The sequence below is a fragment of the Kitasatospora sp. NBC_01287 genome (assembly GCF_026340565.1).
Taxonomy (GTDB): Bacteria; Actinomycetota; Actinomycetes; order Streptomycetales; family Streptomycetaceae; genus Kitasatospora.
Map to the genome: position 1 here is coordinate 8120924 of NZ_JAPEPB010000001.1, position 15646 is coordinate 8136569.

12 protein-coding genes, 1 tRNA gene and 1 pseudogene are annotated in these 15646 nt (G+C 73.0%); 6 read left to right on the forward strand and 8 right to left on the reverse strand.

The features are described from left to right. The 6 genes from OG455_RS34685 to OG455_RS34710 all read right to left on the reverse strand — a co-directional run bounded on the left by OG455_RS34685 (position 1) and on the right by OG455_RS34710 (position 8387). Positions 1 to 2433, reverse strand: a complete 2433-nt coding sequence (locus tag OG455_RS34685) for a type IV secretion system DNA-binding domain-containing protein (RefSeq protein WP_266300255.1) — start codon at positions 2431 to 2433, stop codon at positions 1 to 3. Then, a complete protein-coding gene (locus tag OG455_RS34690; protein ID WP_266300256.1) occupies positions 2430 to 4199 on the reverse strand; it encodes a VirB4 family type IV secretion system protein in 1770 nt (589 codons plus the stop codon). Before OG455_RS34690 ends, OG455_RS34685 begins: the two co-directional genes overlap by 4 nt. After that, positions 4196 to 5152: a PrgI family protein gene (locus OG455_RS34695; RefSeq protein ID WP_266300257.1), complete on the reverse strand. Its 957-nt coding sequence runs from the start codon at positions 5150 to 5152 to the stop codon at positions 4196 to 4198. Before OG455_RS34695 ends, OG455_RS34690 begins: the two co-directional genes overlap by 4 nt. Beyond that, positions 5149 to 6774: a hypothetical protein gene (locus tag OG455_RS34700; RefSeq protein ID WP_266300258.1), complete on the reverse strand. Its 1626-nt coding sequence runs from the start codon at positions 6772 to 6774 to the stop codon at positions 5149 to 5151. Before OG455_RS34700 ends, OG455_RS34695 begins: the two co-directional genes overlap by 4 nt. A gap of 221 nt (positions 6775 to 6995) precedes the next feature. After that, entirely contained in the window at positions 6996 to 7358 is a 363-nt protein-coding gene (locus tag OG455_RS34705; protein ID WP_266300259.1) for a pilin, read from the reverse strand. A 264-nt stretch (positions 7359 to 7622) separates the two neighbouring features. Next, positions 7623 to 8387, reverse strand: a complete 765-nt coding sequence (locus OG455_RS34710; protein ID WP_266300260.1) for a hypothetical protein — start codon at positions 8385 to 8387, stop codon at positions 7623 to 7625. A 422-nt stretch (positions 8388 to 8809) separates the two neighbouring features. Between OG455_RS34710 and OG455_RS34715 the strand changes: the two genes are divergently transcribed. The 5 genes and pseudogenes from OG455_RS34715 to OG455_RS34735 all read left to right on the forward strand — a co-directional run bounded on the left by OG455_RS34715 (position 8810) and on the right by OG455_RS34735 (position 13860). After that, a complete protein-coding gene (locus OG455_RS34715; protein WP_266300261.1) occupies positions 8810 to 9604 on the forward strand; it encodes a hypothetical protein in 795 nt (264 codons plus the stop codon). A 55-nt stretch (positions 9605 to 9659) separates the two neighbouring features. Continuing rightward, on the forward strand, positions 9660 to 10637 hold the full coding sequence (locus tag OG455_RS34720) for a TRM11 family methyltransferase (RefSeq protein ID WP_266300262.1): 978 nt from the start codon (positions 9660 to 9662) through the stop codon (positions 10635 to 10637). Continuing rightward, positions 10634 to 11182 (forward strand): annotated as a pseudogene (locus OG455_RS34725) (DNA cytosine methyltransferase); the annotation flags it as partial. The gene OG455_RS34720 and the pseudogene OG455_RS34725, both read left to right, overlap by 4 nt. A 19-nt stretch (positions 11183 to 11201) precedes the next feature. Continuing rightward, positions 11202 to 11531 (forward strand): hypothetical protein, encoded by a 330-nt coding sequence (locus tag OG455_RS34730; RefSeq protein WP_266301103.1) that lies wholly within the window; start codon positions 11202 to 11204, stop codon positions 11529 to 11531. A gap of 616 nt (positions 11532 to 12147) precedes the next feature. Further along, a complete protein-coding gene (locus OG455_RS34735; RefSeq protein WP_266300263.1) occupies positions 12148 to 13860 on the forward strand; it encodes a recombinase family protein in 1713 nt (570 codons plus the stop codon). Here OG455_RS34735 and OG455_RS34740 read toward each other — a convergent pair. Continuing rightward, positions 13825 to 13909: transfer RNA gene (locus tag OG455_RS34740), tRNA-Leu, on the reverse strand. The genes OG455_RS34735 and OG455_RS34740 overlap by 36 nt on opposite strands. Before the next feature lie 533 nt (positions 13910 to 14442). On the opposite strand from OG455_RS34740, the gene OG455_RS34745 reads away from it, so the two are divergent. Then, positions 14443 to 14901 (forward strand): ATP-binding protein, encoded by a 459-nt coding sequence (locus OG455_RS34745; RefSeq protein ID WP_323185658.1) that lies wholly within the window; start codon positions 14443 to 14445, stop codon positions 14899 to 14901. An 82-nt stretch (positions 14902 to 14983) separates the two neighbouring features. Here the strand turns inward: OG455_RS34745 and idi are convergent, their stop codons facing one another. Beyond that, entirely contained in the window at positions 14984 to 15610 is a 627-nt protein-coding gene (idi, locus tag OG455_RS34750; RefSeq protein ID WP_266300264.1) for an isopentenyl-diphosphate Delta-isomerase, read from the reverse strand. Positions 15611 to 15646: the final 36 nt, after the last annotated feature.

A 15646-nucleotide genomic window follows, 5' to 3' on the forward strand; every position in this document is an offset into this window, starting at 1 on the left:
TCACTTCCGGTGGGTGGTCTTGGGTCCGTAGGTGGTGCGCGAGGAGCGGCGGATGGCGGTGGCGCGGCCGGGGACGGGCTCGGGCAGGGGTGTGGTGCGCAGGGTGAAGGCGGGGGCGTTGGCGGCGGAGGTGACGAGGCGGGCGGCTGCTTGGTAGGCGCCGAGGTGGGAGAGGTCGTGCGCGGCGAGGTGCGGGGCTATGTGGCGTTCGAGGTCGCGGGCGTCCTCGGGGGAGGCGTTGAAGACGATCTTGGAGCGGGCGTTGGCGGAGATGCCTTCGCGCAGGTCGTGGGGGAGTTGGGCGAGGTGCTGGTGGGCGAGGACGAGGCTGAGGCGGTAGCCGCGGGCTTCGGCGAGCATGTCCTCCAGCGGGTAGGGCAGGGTGAGGAAGTTGTGGCACTCGTCGAGGTAGAGGGCGGCGTCGCGGCGGCCCTGCTCGCGGGCGGTGGCGCGGCTGGAGGCGGCTTGCCAGGTCTTGGCGACGACGAAGGAGCCGAGCAGGCGGGCGGTCTCCTCGCCCAGCACGCCCTTGGGGAGGCGGATCAGCGCGATGCCGCCGTCGAGGACGTCGGCGAGGTCGAAGGTGGAGGGGCCGGAGGCGATGGCGTGCTGGACGAAGGGGCGCAGCAGGAACGCGCGGAGCTTGTTCATCAGCGGCCCGGTCGCCGCGGCGCGGGCGGGTTCGGACAACTGCTCGTACCAGGTCCAGAAGCCCAGGAGGACGCGGTCGTCGACGCCTGCGGTTGTGCGGCGGCGGTAGGCGGGCTCGGTCAGCAGGCGGGGGATGTCGGCGAGCGTGACGGTGGGGCCGGCGGTGCGCGAGGTCATGAGGGTCAGGCAGGCGGCGCGCATCACGTCGTCGGTGCGTGGGCCCCAGAAGGCGGTGAAGATCCGCCGGAAGATCCCGACCAGGTTGTCGACCACGACGCCGGGGTCCGCGCCTTCCAGGACGTTGAGGCGGGGCGGGTGGGCGTGGTCGTCGGGGTCGATGAGGACGGTCCGGCCGAGCGCTGATTCGGGAAGCCGGGCGAGGAGGTCGTTGATGAGGTCGCCCTTGGGGTCGACGACCAGCGCTCCGCGCCCCGCGGTGGCGTCGGCGAGGACCATGGTGGCCATCAGGGTGGACTTGCCGGAGCCGGTGGCGCCGATGATGTGCAGGTGGTGCCGGCCGTCGGGGACGGAGATCCCGACGGGGCGCGACGTGCCGGTGTCGGCGACGCCGAGCGGCTTGACGCTCGGCCCGGGCAGAGGGATGGCGGCGGTGGGCGGGATGGAGCGGGCGCCGGCTCGTTGGACGCCGGGGGCGTCCGGGTCGTGGGGGAGGTGGGCGATGGCGGCGAGTTCGGGGATGCTCAGCAGGTCCCCGCGGCGGGGGAAGTGGCGTGCGGCCAGCTGCTGGGCGGGGTGGAGCAGTCGGCGGCGGGTGTAGAAGTTGCGGCCGGAGTGGACGGCGAAGGCGGAAGCGATGGCGTGCGCGCGGCCTCGGGCCCGGGCTCGGGCCAGCGCGAGCGCCTGCTCGGTTGCCTCGCCGTCGCGGCCGGGCTCGGCGGGAATGGCTCGGATGGGGGTGGTGACTGCGTAGCGGATCGCCGTCTCCCACTGCGGCCCGACGGACTTGGCGAGGGCGGCCCGTAGTTCGGTGCTCTGCTCGGGGGAGTGGGCGGTGAGGGTGGTGCGGGAGGGCTGGTGGGTGAGCAGGTCGAGGAGCCGCCCGGCTCGGCTGGGGCTGCCGGTGCCGGAACGCAGGCTGCGCAGTTGGTACTTGGCTCGGCGCACGCGCCGGCCGGTGGCGGGTCGGGCGAGCACGCTGACGGTGATGTGCTCGCCGTGGTGGAGGGCCAGGCCCGCGCCGAGCAGTGCGCGCAGGGGGTCGGTGTTGTGGTCGGTGCGCAGCGGCAGAATCTCCGGGCGGCCCAGGCGCAGTGTTCCGCCGGCAGTGAACCGCTGATTCTGCTTGGCGAGTTGCACGGGCAGCTGTTCGGGTTGGGCGTGGGCGCCGTGCCAGGCGGCTTCGACGGCGCGCCGCAGCAGGGTCTGCGGGACGGTGGCCGGCGCCCAGAGCCTGACGGTGAGGCCGTCGGTGGTGAAGTGGTACTCGAAGGCGAGGTGCGGCTGGCCTTCGAAGAGGCGTCGGTACCAGGGCCGGAGCAGGCCCACGAGGTGGCTCCACAGGGCTGCGGCGGCGGCCGGGTCGACCTTGGGCGGGCACAGGACCGTCAGCACGGTCCCGCCCTCGGTGAGCCGCGTCTGCTGCCTGTGGTGCAGCGCTCGCCTGGCCGTGCAGAAGGCTGCGGCCGCGCCGGCCGTCGAGGAGAGGAGCACCACCCACTGTGCCGAGCCGATCGACGCGACGGCTTTCAGCCCGGACTCCCACCAAGTGGCCCGATCGAGGAGGAGGTTGCCGAGCGGTCCGCCCGGCGTCGGAGCGCTCACGGTGTCACTTCGAGTTCGGCGGGGTCGGTGGTGACGAGCTGGTGCTCAAGGTCGGATGCGACGGTGGTGAAGGCCGTGCGTCGTCCTGGCCCGGCGCAGAGCAGGGCCTCGCCCTTGGCAGCGGTGAGGAGGTAGGCGGCTTCTCCGGCGGAGAGGCGGAAGGCATCGGACACGGCGTCGATGGCCTGGGGTGCTTGCCGCAGCAGGAGTTGGGTGGCGGCGTTGGTGACGACGGCCTTGCCGAGGTCGGTGGCGAGCAGGTCGGGGGTGTCCTGGGTGATGACGGACAGTCCGGCCCAGTGCTTGCGGGAGGACTTGGCCATCCGGTGGAGGAAACGGGCTCCGTGCTCGTCGCGCATCAGCAGCCAGGCCTCGTCGATGACGACCAGGCGAGGCCTGCGATCGGCCGGGTTGGTGACGGCCTGCCAGGTCGCGTCGAGGGTGAGCATGGTGGCCGCGGTCTTCAGTTCCTCGGGGACGTCTCGCAGCGAGTAGACGGTCAGGTGTCCGCTCAGCTGGTGGGTGGTGGGGCCGTCGAAGAGTCCTCGGTGGGTGCCGGTGGTGTAGGGCGCGAGGCGGGTGGCGAGGGCCTCGCCGGGCGGTCCTGCGGCGGCGAGCGCGGTGGCGAGTTCGGCGAGGAGCGGGGCGGGGCGGGTGTGGGTGCGCGGGTCGAGGGTGATGCCGGCTTGGCGGTAGGCGGTGAGGATCGCGGTGTCGAGCAGGGCCTTCTCCTCAGGGGTGGGTGTCTGGCCGAGGAGGACGGCGAGGAAGGAGTGCAGGAACAGCGCGCGGCGCGTGAGTTGGTCGGCGGAGCCGTCGGTGGCGAGGTCGAGCGGATTCACCCGGGTGCCGGGTGCGCCGAGCCGGATCAGGGTGCCGCCGACGGCCTGGGCGAGGCGGGTGTACTCGTCCTCGGGGTCGATCACGAAGACCTGGACGCCTTGGTAGAGCAGTCGGAGGGCTTCGAGTTTGGCGAGGTAGGACTTGCCGGCGCCGGAGCGGGCGAGGGTGACGGAGTTGTGGTTGTCCTGGGCGAAGCGGTCCCACAGCACGAGGCCGGAGGCGGCGGTGTCGAGCCCGTAGAGCACGGTGCCGACGCCGTGCTCGTCGTCCGGGCCGGGGGCGGGCAGCGTGGTGGAGGAGAAGGGGAAGCAGCTGGCGAGCGCCGCGGTGTCGAGGGTGCGGGTGGCGCGGAGTTGGTCGATACCGAGGGGTAGGCAGGTGGTCCAGCCCCGCAGCGCTCGCCAGGTGGCGCTCTGGCAGCGTAGGAGCATCGATTCGGTGAGCGCGCGCACGGCGGACACCTCGTCGGCCAGCGCTTGGTGGTCGCTGGCGTAGAGGGTGAGGTAGAGGCCGACGCGGAAGAGCTTGCCCTCGCCCCGGGCGACACGCCATGCCAGTTCGGCGGCGTCGGCCGCGGCCGCTTCGGTCTCCGGATCCTCCAGGCGCCCCTGGCGTTGGCCGGTGCGCAGGCTGGACTCCAGGCGGGCGCGCTGCTTGCGCAGCCGTTGGGAGGCGACGGCGGGCGGGACGGGTTCGATGTGGAGCGAGAGGTCCAGGCGGCCGGGGTAGGTGAGCAGCGGGTCCAGCCAGCCCGGGGTGACCTCGGCGGGGTAGCCGGTGACGATCAGCGTGGTGGCGAGCAGGTCGCCGACCGACAGCAGGCGCGCTTCGACCTGGACCGAGTCCGGCCCCAGGCCCAGCGGCTCCCCCTCGTGGCCTGCGCCGAAGTCCTGCTGATGGCTCTTCAGGAGGGCTGTTCTCACTGTGGTTCTCCGGAGGTGACGGGGGCGTGGGGCAGAGCTGGGCAGGGGTGGAGGGGTGTTTGCGGGTCGCAGGCGGCCGAGAGCGCGGCGAACGCGGCGGTGCCCGCCAGGGGCCGGACGGCGATCTCGGCGGTGGCCAGCAGCGCAATGGACTCCTCGCTGCGGCGCAGGGCCCGCGCGGGCGCTGCGGCGTCCAGGCGTGGCTCGCGGTGGACGAGCAGCACGTGGCGCTCCAGCAGTTCGTGCCGCTGGTCGAGGTCGATGAGGAAGGTGGCGTGGTCCAGGCAGGCCTGTTCCAGCAGTGGGTGCGGCAGCGCGGGCGCTGCCTGGCGCATTGCCGCCACGCGCGGGCCGAGCTCCAGGGGGCGGGTGCGCAGCAGGATCTGGACGGGGCCGGCCAGCGAGTTCAGCCAGCGTCCGAAGCCGGTGACCAGGATCTGCTGCTCCCGCGGGGTACGCAGCGCGAAGTTGACCGTTCCGGCCTCGCTGAGTGCCGCGCATCCGGCGAGGCCCAGATCGAGCAGTCCATCGCTGTCGATGTCGGCTACCGGCAGCGTCAGGGTCCCGATGCGTTCGGGTGCTGCTCGGTGGCGGAGGAGGTCGGCTTGCCAGGGCAGGACGTCCGCAAGGCCGCCGGTGGGAACGAGACGCTTGGGTGCACGGTGGTGGCGCCAGGCGGCCAGCAGCCAGCGCTCCAGCGGCAGGCCGTCGTGGCGAGTGAGGACGGCGAGCACACCGGTGGTGGCGAGGGGGAGCGCGAGGGCGGCGAGGAGCAGGGGTGGCAGGAGGTGCCGGGTGGCGTGATAGCCGGCCCACAGGATGATGGCCATGGCGCCGAGTTGGATGCTCTGGTGGGCTGTGAAGGGGCCAAGGACGGTGTCGTCCTTGTCGACGTCTGCGGGGATCTTGACGAGCGAGGCCCACGGTTCGTCGTGGTCGGGGCGGTTGCTCACCGCGGTCTCCTTCCTCGGCGGGACTTGGGTGGTGGGTCGTTGTCCAGGGGCGGGCGAAGCGGCGCGGGGCGGGGGAGCGCGGGTGGCAGATTGGCGCGGGCCGGGCGCAGGTTCGCGGCGGCGGTGGGCCGAACTGCCGGCGGGGGTGGGGGCGGTGGTCCGGGCGAGGGTGGTGTTCGGTTGGTGTTGCGTGGGCCGCTGGGTGGGGGCTGTGCGGGGCCGGTGCCGCCGGAAGTGGGCGGCGGTGCCGGCGGGGTGGGTGGCAGAGCGGGGGTAGTGGGGGGCTGCTGGGTGTCGAGATGGTTGTTCGCGGTGCGGCGGCGCGGGCGTCCCCACCGGTAGCCGGGCGAGCTCGGGCGGCCTGGGGGTGGGCCGGGGTGGCCGCCGCCGGGTGGCGGTGGTGGCGGTGGTGGCGGTCCGCCGGGAGGCGCGGCGGGACCGGGGCCCGGGCCGCCGGGGTGGCTGCGGCGCGGGCCTCCCCGGCCGTGGCGGGGGCCGCCCGCGCCGCCCCGTGCCGCACGGAAGGCTGCCGCACCGGTGCCGTGGGTGCCGCGCACGCGTCCGGCGAGGTGGGCGCCGAAGGCGTACGGGCCCAGCGACATCCCCAGGGCGCCGAGGGCGACCTTGCGCAGGACCCGCAGGCCGGGCAGGCGCGGGCCCTGGGTGCTGCCGGTGATGGCGCGGGCGGGGGTCGTGACGATGCGTCGGATCCAGGAGGGGATCTTGATGAGCAGGTAGAGGGCGCAGCACAGGAGCAGCAGGTTCAGCAGGGGCGTGCTGCCGTCGGACGGCACCAGGCCGTAGTTGTCGGGGTCGAGGAGGGCTTTGACGCACACCAGCAGCGCGATGGCCTGGGCGACCTCGGTGGCCATGCAGCCGAGGTAGGCGCGCCACCAGAGCCGGGCGATGGCGTCGCTGGCGGGGTGGGCGTGGCAGGCGAGCATCAGCGGGGCTGCGACGGTGAGTACGTCGATGGCGGCGGTGCGCAGCAGGACGGTGATCAGCAGGGTCGCGCCCAGGGTGGTCGCGACGAGCTGGATGACGACGAGGTAGGGCGCCGCGGTGTTGGTGAGCTGGGCGAGGAGTAGCCCGACGAGGGTGCCGGCCACGTCGTGGGCGTTCACCCCGTTGCCGAAGATCGCCCAGGCGAGTGCGTTGGTCAGCTCGACCGTGGTGGAGCAGATGGTCAGCGAGAGGTTGGAGGCGGCGATGCCGAGGACCAGGCGGGGCAGCAGGTCGCGGGCGGACCAGCGCTGCTGGAGGCTGCCGTGGGTCATCGAGGTGAGGCCGCCGGCGAGGACGAACAGGCCGTAGCCTGCGGTCGCCAGCAGCCGCATCGCCTCCCACAGCTCGCTGATCCTGGGCTGGTCGGCGGGGTTGACGGTGGTCAGCAGGGCTTCGATCAGCGTGTTGAACAGCGGTTCGACGAACGGCCGGATCAGGTCGGCCAGCCAGCCGGTGATCGCCTCGCGGATCTGGCCGGGGATGTCCCAGAACGACGCTGAGTCGCCGCCACCGCCGGTGCTGGTGCCGCTGTCGGCCGGCGCCACCGGCGCGGGCCCGGGCGACGAGGTGGGGGTCGGCAGCGGCCGCGCGGGCTCACTGACCGGAGCCGAAGGCATCAACCCTGGGGTCGGAGTCACCTGCTGACCGCTCGGGGCGGGGCGCGGTCCGTCCGTCCCGGGTGGGGACGGTGCGGGCGCGGGACTTGCCCCCGGCGCTGGGCCCGGGCCGCTTGGATCCGCGAGGGCGGGTTGCTGCCCACAGAGGAGGGCGGCGGCGAGGAGCACAGCTGCCGTCCCGGACCGCAGCCTCCACCGGACCGAGTGGCCCTGGGCGGGAGTCACTTGGCGCCGACCAGGCCCTTGAGGATGTCCAGGATCACCGGGGCGAGGATCGCGATCATGTAGCCGACCCCGGCGCCCTTCAGCGCGCCCTTGGCCTTCTCGACCTCGCCCGGGTCGCCGCCGGCCAGCAGGTAGCGCAGGCCGCCGAAGGTCAGGAAGGTGGTGGCGATCGTGGCGATGATCCCGGTGATCCACGTGGTGATGTTCGCGAACAGCTGGTCGACCGTGGGCGGCGCGGCCAGGACGGCCAGCGGCGCGATTGCGTCCGCAGCCGTGGCCGGGCCCAGGAGCAGCAGTACCGCCAGCGCGCTGACGACGGCCGAAGAGGCGAGGGGATGGGTTGGACGCCGTAGGGGCATGGGGGCTCCAGCCGGTGGGGACGGGGGAGCGGGTGCGACCGCTCGTGTCAAAGGGAGAGGGCGCCGCCGTAGCGGGAGGCCGTCTCGGAGCTCCGTGGGCCGTCACCTCCACTCATGCGCGGATGGTGGACGGGGCAGCGGTGTCAGCGTCTGCGGCGGATCCGAGACAGCGGCCGCCGTGCCGGTCGGCGGCGCCCTTTCACTCTCTGAAAACCGGGATTCGACGGCGTGTCTAACGCCCGGTCGAGAAAGTCACACCGGACGTCAGTCGCTCAGGAGACCGGCCCGCACGGCCTTGGCCAACCTGAGCTCGGCCCGGTGACGGCGCATCCCCATCGCCTCCACACTGATCCCGGCCCGCTCCGCCAGCACCCGCGCAGGCATCCCCTCCAGCCGTGTACGCGCGATCAACTCAGCCTGCTCCCGGCCCAGCACTCCACGGGCGACCGCCCGCTCCAGCACCGCATCGGGGCTGCCCGCCGGAACCTCCACCTGCTGCTCGGACTGCTCGTCCAGCTCCGCCCGGGCCTCGGCGTGCCGCTGCTCGCCGAGCCGGTAGGCGCGGGCCGCCCGGTCCGCCGACCAGCACAGACTCGCCGCAATCCGGCCCACGTCCACGCAGTCCAACCGTCCGCGCAGCTCGACCGCCGCCGCCCAGAACCCGGCCAGGATCGCCTGCTGCACCTCGCCCTGCACCAGCTCCGGCGCCTCCTTGCGCAGCCGCCCGGCGATCCGCCGAAGCCCCGGCAGCGCCATCGCGCACACCGCGGTCGGCCAGTCCTCACCGCGCCACCCCGGGGCTGCGGTCAGCTTCAGCAGGCGAGCCCAGATCGCCCCGCGAGTCTGGTAGCCGATCGAGGGGTGCAGCAGCAGCGCCCGCAGCGCGACCATGTCCAGCGGGTGCTGCGGCAGCGCCGGATCCAGGTCGCCGACCACCAGGGTCAGCGGGCACGAGCGCTCCACCAGACGGTGTAGCTCCTCCTCCACGGCCTGCAGCGGCTCCATCGCGGCGGTGGTGTTCTCTCGCATGGCGGTCGTCCTCTCGGTTGCCGACGGCGTGGTTTCGCCGTCGGCACCGGTTTCGCCAAGGCCCTGGGGACGGGCCGGAGACAATCCGGGCAGAGCCAGGAGCCGACGCGGGGAACAGCTGGGGATCCGGTGGCTTCCCCACCCTGGACGAGCACCCCCAGCCCGGCCCCAGCATGCCGTTGACCAGCACAAACGAGCACACGACGGCTGGGGGAGAGTTGGAGATGCGGGCACCGGAGAGAATCCCGAAAAACCTCGGACGAGCCCTTCCGGCGGCCGCCCGAGAACCCGGCTGCGATATGACTTATCCGCAGTCGAATGGACAGGCCGTTAGAAACGGGCCTGAAATCCGGTTTCTCCAGGTGTCAGCGTCTTCGCGGCGGCCGTCGGGCCGAACCCGCATGAACCAGCCAACCCGCCCCGTGAGCCCCGCCGTCCTCCAGGCCCTCTTCACCCGCCGCTCGACCACGCCCCGCCCGGCCCCGAAGCCGCCCCGCCCCCGGCGCTCCCGACCGACCGAGGTGCCGCTGTCGGTCTGGCTGACCGGCCCGCTCACCGGTTGCTGCCCGCACTGCGAGCCCCCGATCGACGCGGCCTGCGCCCACCGCCTCAGCCCCACCCTCGCCCGGCGCGTCATCGACGCGTTCTCCAAGTGCGGCGACCTCGTCTACGTCCCCGAGGCCGGCAACGCCGCCTGCCTGATCGCCGCCGTCACCACCGGCCGCAAGGTCCTCGCCCACGCCCCCACCCGCCACGGCGCCGACCTCGCCTACGACACCCTCCACACCCAGGCTCCGCAGCTCGCCTCCCTGGCCGTCCTACGACGAGGCAACCCCGGCACCCCGCCCACCAGGCCCGGCCCGGACGCCACCGCCCAGCTGGCGATCGCGGCCCCGCACCAGCCCGCCACCCCCGGGCAGATCGCCGCCCTCATCCGCACCTGCGCCCGCGCCCTCGCACCCGGCGGCACCCTCGTGATCACCACCCGCCAGAGCAGCGGCCAGGAGACCGCCGGACACCTCACCGCCCACGCCCAGGCCGCCGGCCTCATCTACCTCCAGCACATCGCCGCCGTCGAAGCCACCGCCACCGACGACCGCCTCACCCCCACCGCGCCCACCCGCCACCGGCCCGGCTGCTCCTGCCACCACCCCCGCACCAGCCCCGGCCGCCACCTGCTGGCCCACCACGACCTCCTGGTCCTCACCAAGTCCTGACCAGCCGTCACCTCCGCTTGTCAGCCCCGCCGCCAGCCCCTGTGAGGAGACCGCGATGAACCAGCTCCGCACCGCTCCCGTGCCGCCGCCCCGCGAGCCGGGCCGCCCCACCACCCCGGTCACTCTCGCCGACTTGCCGACCTCCGTGTGGGTCACCGCCCAGAAGACCGCCGCCGGCCAGCGCCGCGACCGCTACACCCCCGCCTCCTCCGCCCACCCCGCGAAGATGCTCCCCGCGATCGCCGCCCACGCCATCTCCACCTACACCGCCCCCGGCCAGCTCGTCCTGGACCCGATGTGCGGCATCGGCACCACCCTCATCGAAGCCGTCGACCTCGGCCGCAACGCCCTCGGCATCGAGCTCGAAGGCCGCTGGACGGCCACCGCCCGCGCCAACCTCCACCTCGCCCGCACCCGAGGCGCCACCGGCACCGCCACCGTGACCACCGGCGACGCCCGCCACACCCACACCCTCCTCGACCCCGAACACCACGGCAGGGTCCAGCTCCTGCTCACCTCCCCGCCCTACGGCGCCTCCGTCCACGGCCGGGTCCGCCCCACCCGCGACACCCACCGCGGTGGCATCGCCAAGTTCAACGCCACCTACGGCGCCCACCCCGCCAACCTCGCCCACGCCTCCACCGACCACCTCTTGGACGCCTTCACCGCCATCCTCACCAACTGCCTGCCACTGCTCGCCCCCGGCGCCCACGTCGCGGTCACCGCCCGCCCCTGGCGCCACCACGGCGAACTCGTCGACCTCCCCACCGCCATCATCGCCGCTGGCCAAAACGCCGGCCTCACCCCCGTCGAGCGCTGCATCGCCCTCCTGGCCGCGGTCCGCGACGGCGAACTCCTCGCCCGCCCCTCCTTCTTCCAACTCACCAACATCCGCGCCGCCCGCGCCGCCGGCATCCCCATGCACCTGATCGTCCACGAGGACGTCCTGGTCTTCACCAAACCCGGCGACCGCCGGACACTCGCTCACCCGACCGACCACGCCGCCAACTCGGCCAAGGGCACGGTCGCGTGAGCCCCACTCTCACCTGCGGGCCGGGCACTCCCGGCCCGCAGGGCCCCATCCCGTCGCCCGAGCCGGCCCTGCGGATCGGCAGCCTCTGCACCGGAATCGGCACCCTCGACCTCGCCGTCCAACAGGTCCTGCCCGCCCGGCTCGCCTGGTGCGCCGACAACGACCCCGCCGCGAGCCTGCTCCTCGCCCACCGCTTCCCCCACGTCCCCAACCTCGGCGACCTCACCGCCATCGACTGGCACAAGGTCCCGCCGGTGGACATTGTGACCGCCGGCTTCCCCTGCCAGGACATCTCCTACGCCGGACGCGGAGCCGGCCTGAAGGAAGGCACCCGCAGTGGCCTGTGGCATACCGTCGCCCGTGCCGTTCGCATACTTCGACCCGGACTCGTGTTCGTGGAGAACGTCCCCGCCCTGCGCCGACGCGGGCTCGACACCGTCGCCGCCGACCTGGCCGCGAGCGGGTACGACCTGGCGTGGCGCTGCCTACGAGCGAGCGACGTCGGAGCCCCTCACCGCCGCGACCGCCTCTTCCTCCTCGCCGCCCACCCCGGCACGCCTGCTGGTGACCCCCACCGCCTCCGACTCGACGGGTCCGAACCGCACCCACCCCCTCGCCCGCGGCCTCAACCTGCGCACTCAGGTCGCCCTCACCCTGACGCCGACCGACGCCACCACCATGACCGCCCAGGGACCCGAACAGCCGGAGCTGGCCGCGATGACGACGCTGGAGTACGGCGCGATATGCCGCCGCGGTGCTCCGTGCGTCCTGCTGCCCACCCCGCTGGCGGGCGACGGTGCCAAGGGCAGTCCGCGCCAGAAGGGATCCAAGGGCGACCTCTCCCTGCCCTCGGCCGTTGCCGCCCTCGGCCGCCCGCCGGATCGCGCGACCTGACCTCTGGTCATATCGACTGGGGCGATTACGAGTCGGCGATCCGCCGCTGGGAGGACATACTCGGCCGCCCGGCGCCCCCGCCCACCGTCCCGGGGCGGACCGGCACGCCCGTCCTGTCACCGGTGTTCGTGGAGTGGGTGATGGGGACCCCGCCCGGGTGGACAACTGTGCCCGGCATCTTGCGCACCGCCCGCCTGCGCTTGCTCGGCAACTCCGTGGTCGTCAACCAGGCAGCCGGAGCCCTCACCGAACTCCTCCAGCAGCACGCCGCCTCGGACCGGAGCTGACATGTCAGGCACCTCGCCGGCCGAGGATCGCCGGCCGCGGCCTGAATCGCCGCGCCAACGGCGCTCTGACGGCTCGACAGCACGCGTTGCCCGGCAGCACGACGAACTTCCGCCCGTGACCGTCACTGTGGTACTTCCCGAACACCCACCGGACCTCACCAGCCCCGCTGCCGCAGCTCTGCTGGCCTTCCTCAAGGCCGAACGAGCCCAGGCCACAAGGCCCCCATCCATCGGTTGACAGCCGTGAACTCGTCGCGCCGACTGGCCCTTCGCCCCCGTCCGAGTTACGACGGGGGCGTACCAACCGCCAGCCGCCCCTGGAGTTGCCCATGACCGCCACCCCCAGTCCCACTGCCCTCGCGTTCGCCTTCGCCGGACGCGTCTCCACCGAGGACCTTCAAGACCCGGAGACCTCCCGCAACTGGCAGCGCACCCGCGCCGAAGCGCTCATCACCCCGGCCGGCGGCCGGATCGTCACCGAGTTCTTCGACGTCGGCTACTCCCGCTCCCTGCCCTGGAAGCGCCGCCCCCGGGCCGCCGCCCTGCTCGCCGCCCTCAAGGATCCCGACCGAGGGTTCGACGCCGTCGTCATCGGCGAACCCCAGCGCGTCTTCTACGGCAACCAGTACGGCCTCACCCAACCCGTCTTCGCCCACTACGGCGTTCAGCTGTGGGTGCCCGAAGTCGGTGGCGCCGTCGACCCCGACAGCGAGGCCCACGACCTGGTCATGTCCGTCTTCGGCGGCATGTCCAAGGGCGAACGGACCCGCATCAAGATCCGGGTCCGCACCGCCATGGCCTCCCAAGCAGCCCTCGAAGGCCGCTACCTCGGCGGCCGGCCGCCCTACGGCTACCGCCTCGCCGACGCCGGACCCCACCCCAACCCCATCAAGGCCCGCGACGGCAAGCGCCTGCGCTGCCTCGAACCCGACCCGACCGCCGCCCCCGTCATCCAGCGGATCTTCGCCGAGTACCTGCGCGGCAAAGGTCTGTACGCCATCGCCGAAGGCCTCACCCGCGACAACATCCCCTGCCCCTCCGCCCACGACCGCGCCCGCAACCCTCACCGCCACGGCAACGCCTGGGCCAAGAGCGCGATCCGCGCCATCCTCCTCAACCCCCGCTACACCGGCCACCAGGTCTGGAACCGCCAGCGCAAGGACGAGGTCCTCCTCGACGTCGAAGACGTCGCGCTGGGCCACATCACCAAGCTGCGCTGGAACGACCCCGAGAAGTGGATCAAGTCCGCCGGCCTCGCCCACGAACCCCTCATCACCACCGGCGACTTCGAACAGGCCCAGCTCAAACTCGCCACCAAATCCGCCGCAACCCACCCCGTCGAGCGCAAACCCCGCACCACCGACCGCACCTACGCGCTACGTGGACTGCTCCGCTGCGGGCTGTGCGAGCGCAAGATGCAGGGCAACTTCAACAACGGCCACCCCCACTACCGCTGCCGCTACCCGAGCGAATACGCCCAGAGCCGCGCCCTCGACCACCCGCTGACCGTCTACCTGCGCGAGGACGCGCTGCTTCCCGCCCTCGACAGCTGGATCGGTACCGTCTTCGCTCCCGGCCGGCTCAAGTGCACCATCCACGAGATGCAAGAAGCCCAGGCCGTCAGCGGCCCCGACCCCGTCGCCCTCGAAGCAGCCCGCCGCGACCTGGACACAAGCGCCGCCCGGCTCACCAGCTACCGAGCCGCCCTCGACGCGGGCGGCGACCCCGCCACCGTCGCCGGGTGGATCAACGAAGCCCGCCTCGACCAGACCACCGCCCAGCAACGCCTGAACCAGCTCACCGCCGAAGCACCACCCACCCTGACGGCCGACCAGATCCAGGCGCTGATCACCGAGCTCGGCAACCTCACCGACCGCCTCATGCAGGCCACACCCGCACGTAAGGCGCCGCTCTACGAGGCATTCGGCCTTAACCTGACCTACAACGCAAAGAAGCGGATCGTGACTGTTGAGTCACGACCCGCATCTTCTATGTGCGTATCGAAGTGTCCGAGGGGGGACTTGAACCCCCACGCCCGATAAAGGGCACTAGCACCTCAAGCTAGCGCGTCTGCCATTCCGCCACCCGGACAGGGTGTATGCCTTGGGGGTTGTTCTCTCTGTCCCCGCGGCGACAGAGAGAACACTATCAGGCTTTCGGAGTGCCCCTCACCCCCGTTCACCTGCGCTGTCCTCGGGAGGATGGGCCAGGGTGGCGGCGGAGCCGGGGTGGGCCGGGGGCGGCGGAGGGGCTGGAGGATGAACGGTCCTGCGCCGGAAGTCCGGGGGAAGGCGGGCAGGAGACGGGCAGATGTGGTCATGGTCGGTCGGAAGCGGTCCCGCGGGGGGCAAGTTGCTCGACCGGACACAGGGATTCCGGTGGCTCTCCTAGCCTCGGAGACGAAGGGGAGCCCTGAACGGAACGCCCCGTTCCCGGAGGGCCGGCCGGTGTCGGCCGGCACCGGCGATGCCTCCCGAGGCCCGGACGAAGGGTGGCAGGACGTGGAGCGGACGAGCGCGACGACGCCGGGGGTGCTGCGGAAGCAGCTCCAGCACCAGCCGCAGAGCAGCCAGCCGCAGCAGCGGAAACCGGGGGCGGCTGAGTGCGTGGTCGACAGTGTCGAGGTGGAGCGTGCGGCCGAGGGTCTGTGGCGGATCGTCGCCGTGGCGCGGGAGGCCTCGGTGCCGCGGGTCAGGCACGTGGTGCGGGACCTGCTGCGCGACCGGGGGCTGACGGGGGAACGCTACGAGGACCTGACCGATGGGCTGCTGCTGATCGTCTCCGAGCTGGTGACCAATGCCGTCACGCACGCGGCGCTGCTCTCGCCGCGGGTGACCACCGAGCTGGCGATCGGCGACGGGCAGGTGCGGGTCGCGGTGGAGGACGGGCACCCGCACCGGCCCAAGGCCGTGCAGAGTGACACGGAGCAGACCGGCGGGCGCGGGCTGATGCTGGTCAAGAGCATCGCGCTGGCGGCGGGCGGGTCCTGCGACGTGGAGCGGACGGGGGACGGCGGAAAGGTGATCTGGGCCTCCCTGCCCCTGCCCCTGCCGTCCCCGGCCGGGAGCCGGGTGGCGGGCTGACCGCCGCCCCGTAGCCTCAGCCGCCCCGGCCGCCCGCCCGCCGCCGCTTGCTCCCGCTCCCCGCTCCCGCCCCCCCGCGCGACTACCAGTCCCGTCCCGCGATCTCCCGGATCCCGGGCAGCGCCGCCTCGAACACCGTGCTGAACCAGACCGAGAACGGCTTCCCCGCCTGCAACTCCTTCAGCTCGCGGGCCGTCACGAAGCGGGTGTCCTCGACCTCCGCCGGGTCGGGCCGCAGCTCATCGGTCATCAGGCCCACGAAGAGGTGGTTCCACTCCCGCTCGATCAGCCCGGAGGCCTCGTCGGGCAGGTCGTACCGCACGGTCCCGGCCGCGCAGAGCAGGCCCGGGGCGGCGCCCAGCTCCTCGGCGGTGCGACGGGCCGCGGCCACGAACGGCGGCTCGCCGGGGTAGGGGTGGCCGCAGCAGGTGTTGGACCAGACCCCGGGGGAGTGGTACTTGCCGAGCGCGCGGCGCTGCAGCAGCAGGCGGCCCTGCTGGTCGAAGAGGAAGACCGAGAACGCCCGGTGCAGGTGGCCCGGCTGCTGGTGCGCCCAGAGCTTCTCGGCGGTCCCGATGGTCACGCCCGTGTCGTCGACCAGCTCCAGCATGATCTCCGCGTCGAGGGGAGCGGCTCCGGCGGCAGCCGCGGCTCTCGCGGGAGCGGCGGCCGGCTCGGTGGCAAGGCTGGTCGATCGACTCTCGGACATAGCGCCTCTTTCGGCACGGGGACCGGCGCCGCCACC

What these genes read in the sequence shown, in the direction of transcription:
- idi (WP_266300264.1), bottom strand. Translation starts at nt 15,610, where the DNA reads ATGTCCGAGAGTCGATCGACCAGCCTTGCCACCGAGCCGGCCGCCGCT.
- OG455_RS34720 (WP_266300262.1), top strand. Translation starts at nt 9,660, where the DNA reads ATGAACCAGCTCCGCACCGCTCCCGTGCCGCCGCCCCGCGAGCCGGGC.
- OG455_RS34705 (WP_266300259.1), bottom strand. Translation starts at nt 7,358, where the DNA reads ATGCCCCTACGGCGTCCAACCCATCCCCTCGCCTCTTCGGCCGTCGTC.
- OG455_RS34735 (WP_266300263.1), top strand. Translation starts at nt 12,148, where the DNA reads ATGACCGCCACCCCCAGTCCCACTGCCCTCGCGTTCGCCTTCGCCGGA.
- OG455_RS34710 (WP_266300260.1), bottom strand. Translation starts at nt 8,387, where the DNA reads ATGCGAGAGAACACCACCGCCGCGATGGAGCCGCTGCAGGCCGTGGAG.
- OG455_RS34700 (WP_266300258.1), bottom strand. Translation starts at nt 6,774, where the DNA reads ATGCCTTCGGCTCCGGTCAGTGAGCCCGCGCGGCCGCTGCCGACCCCC.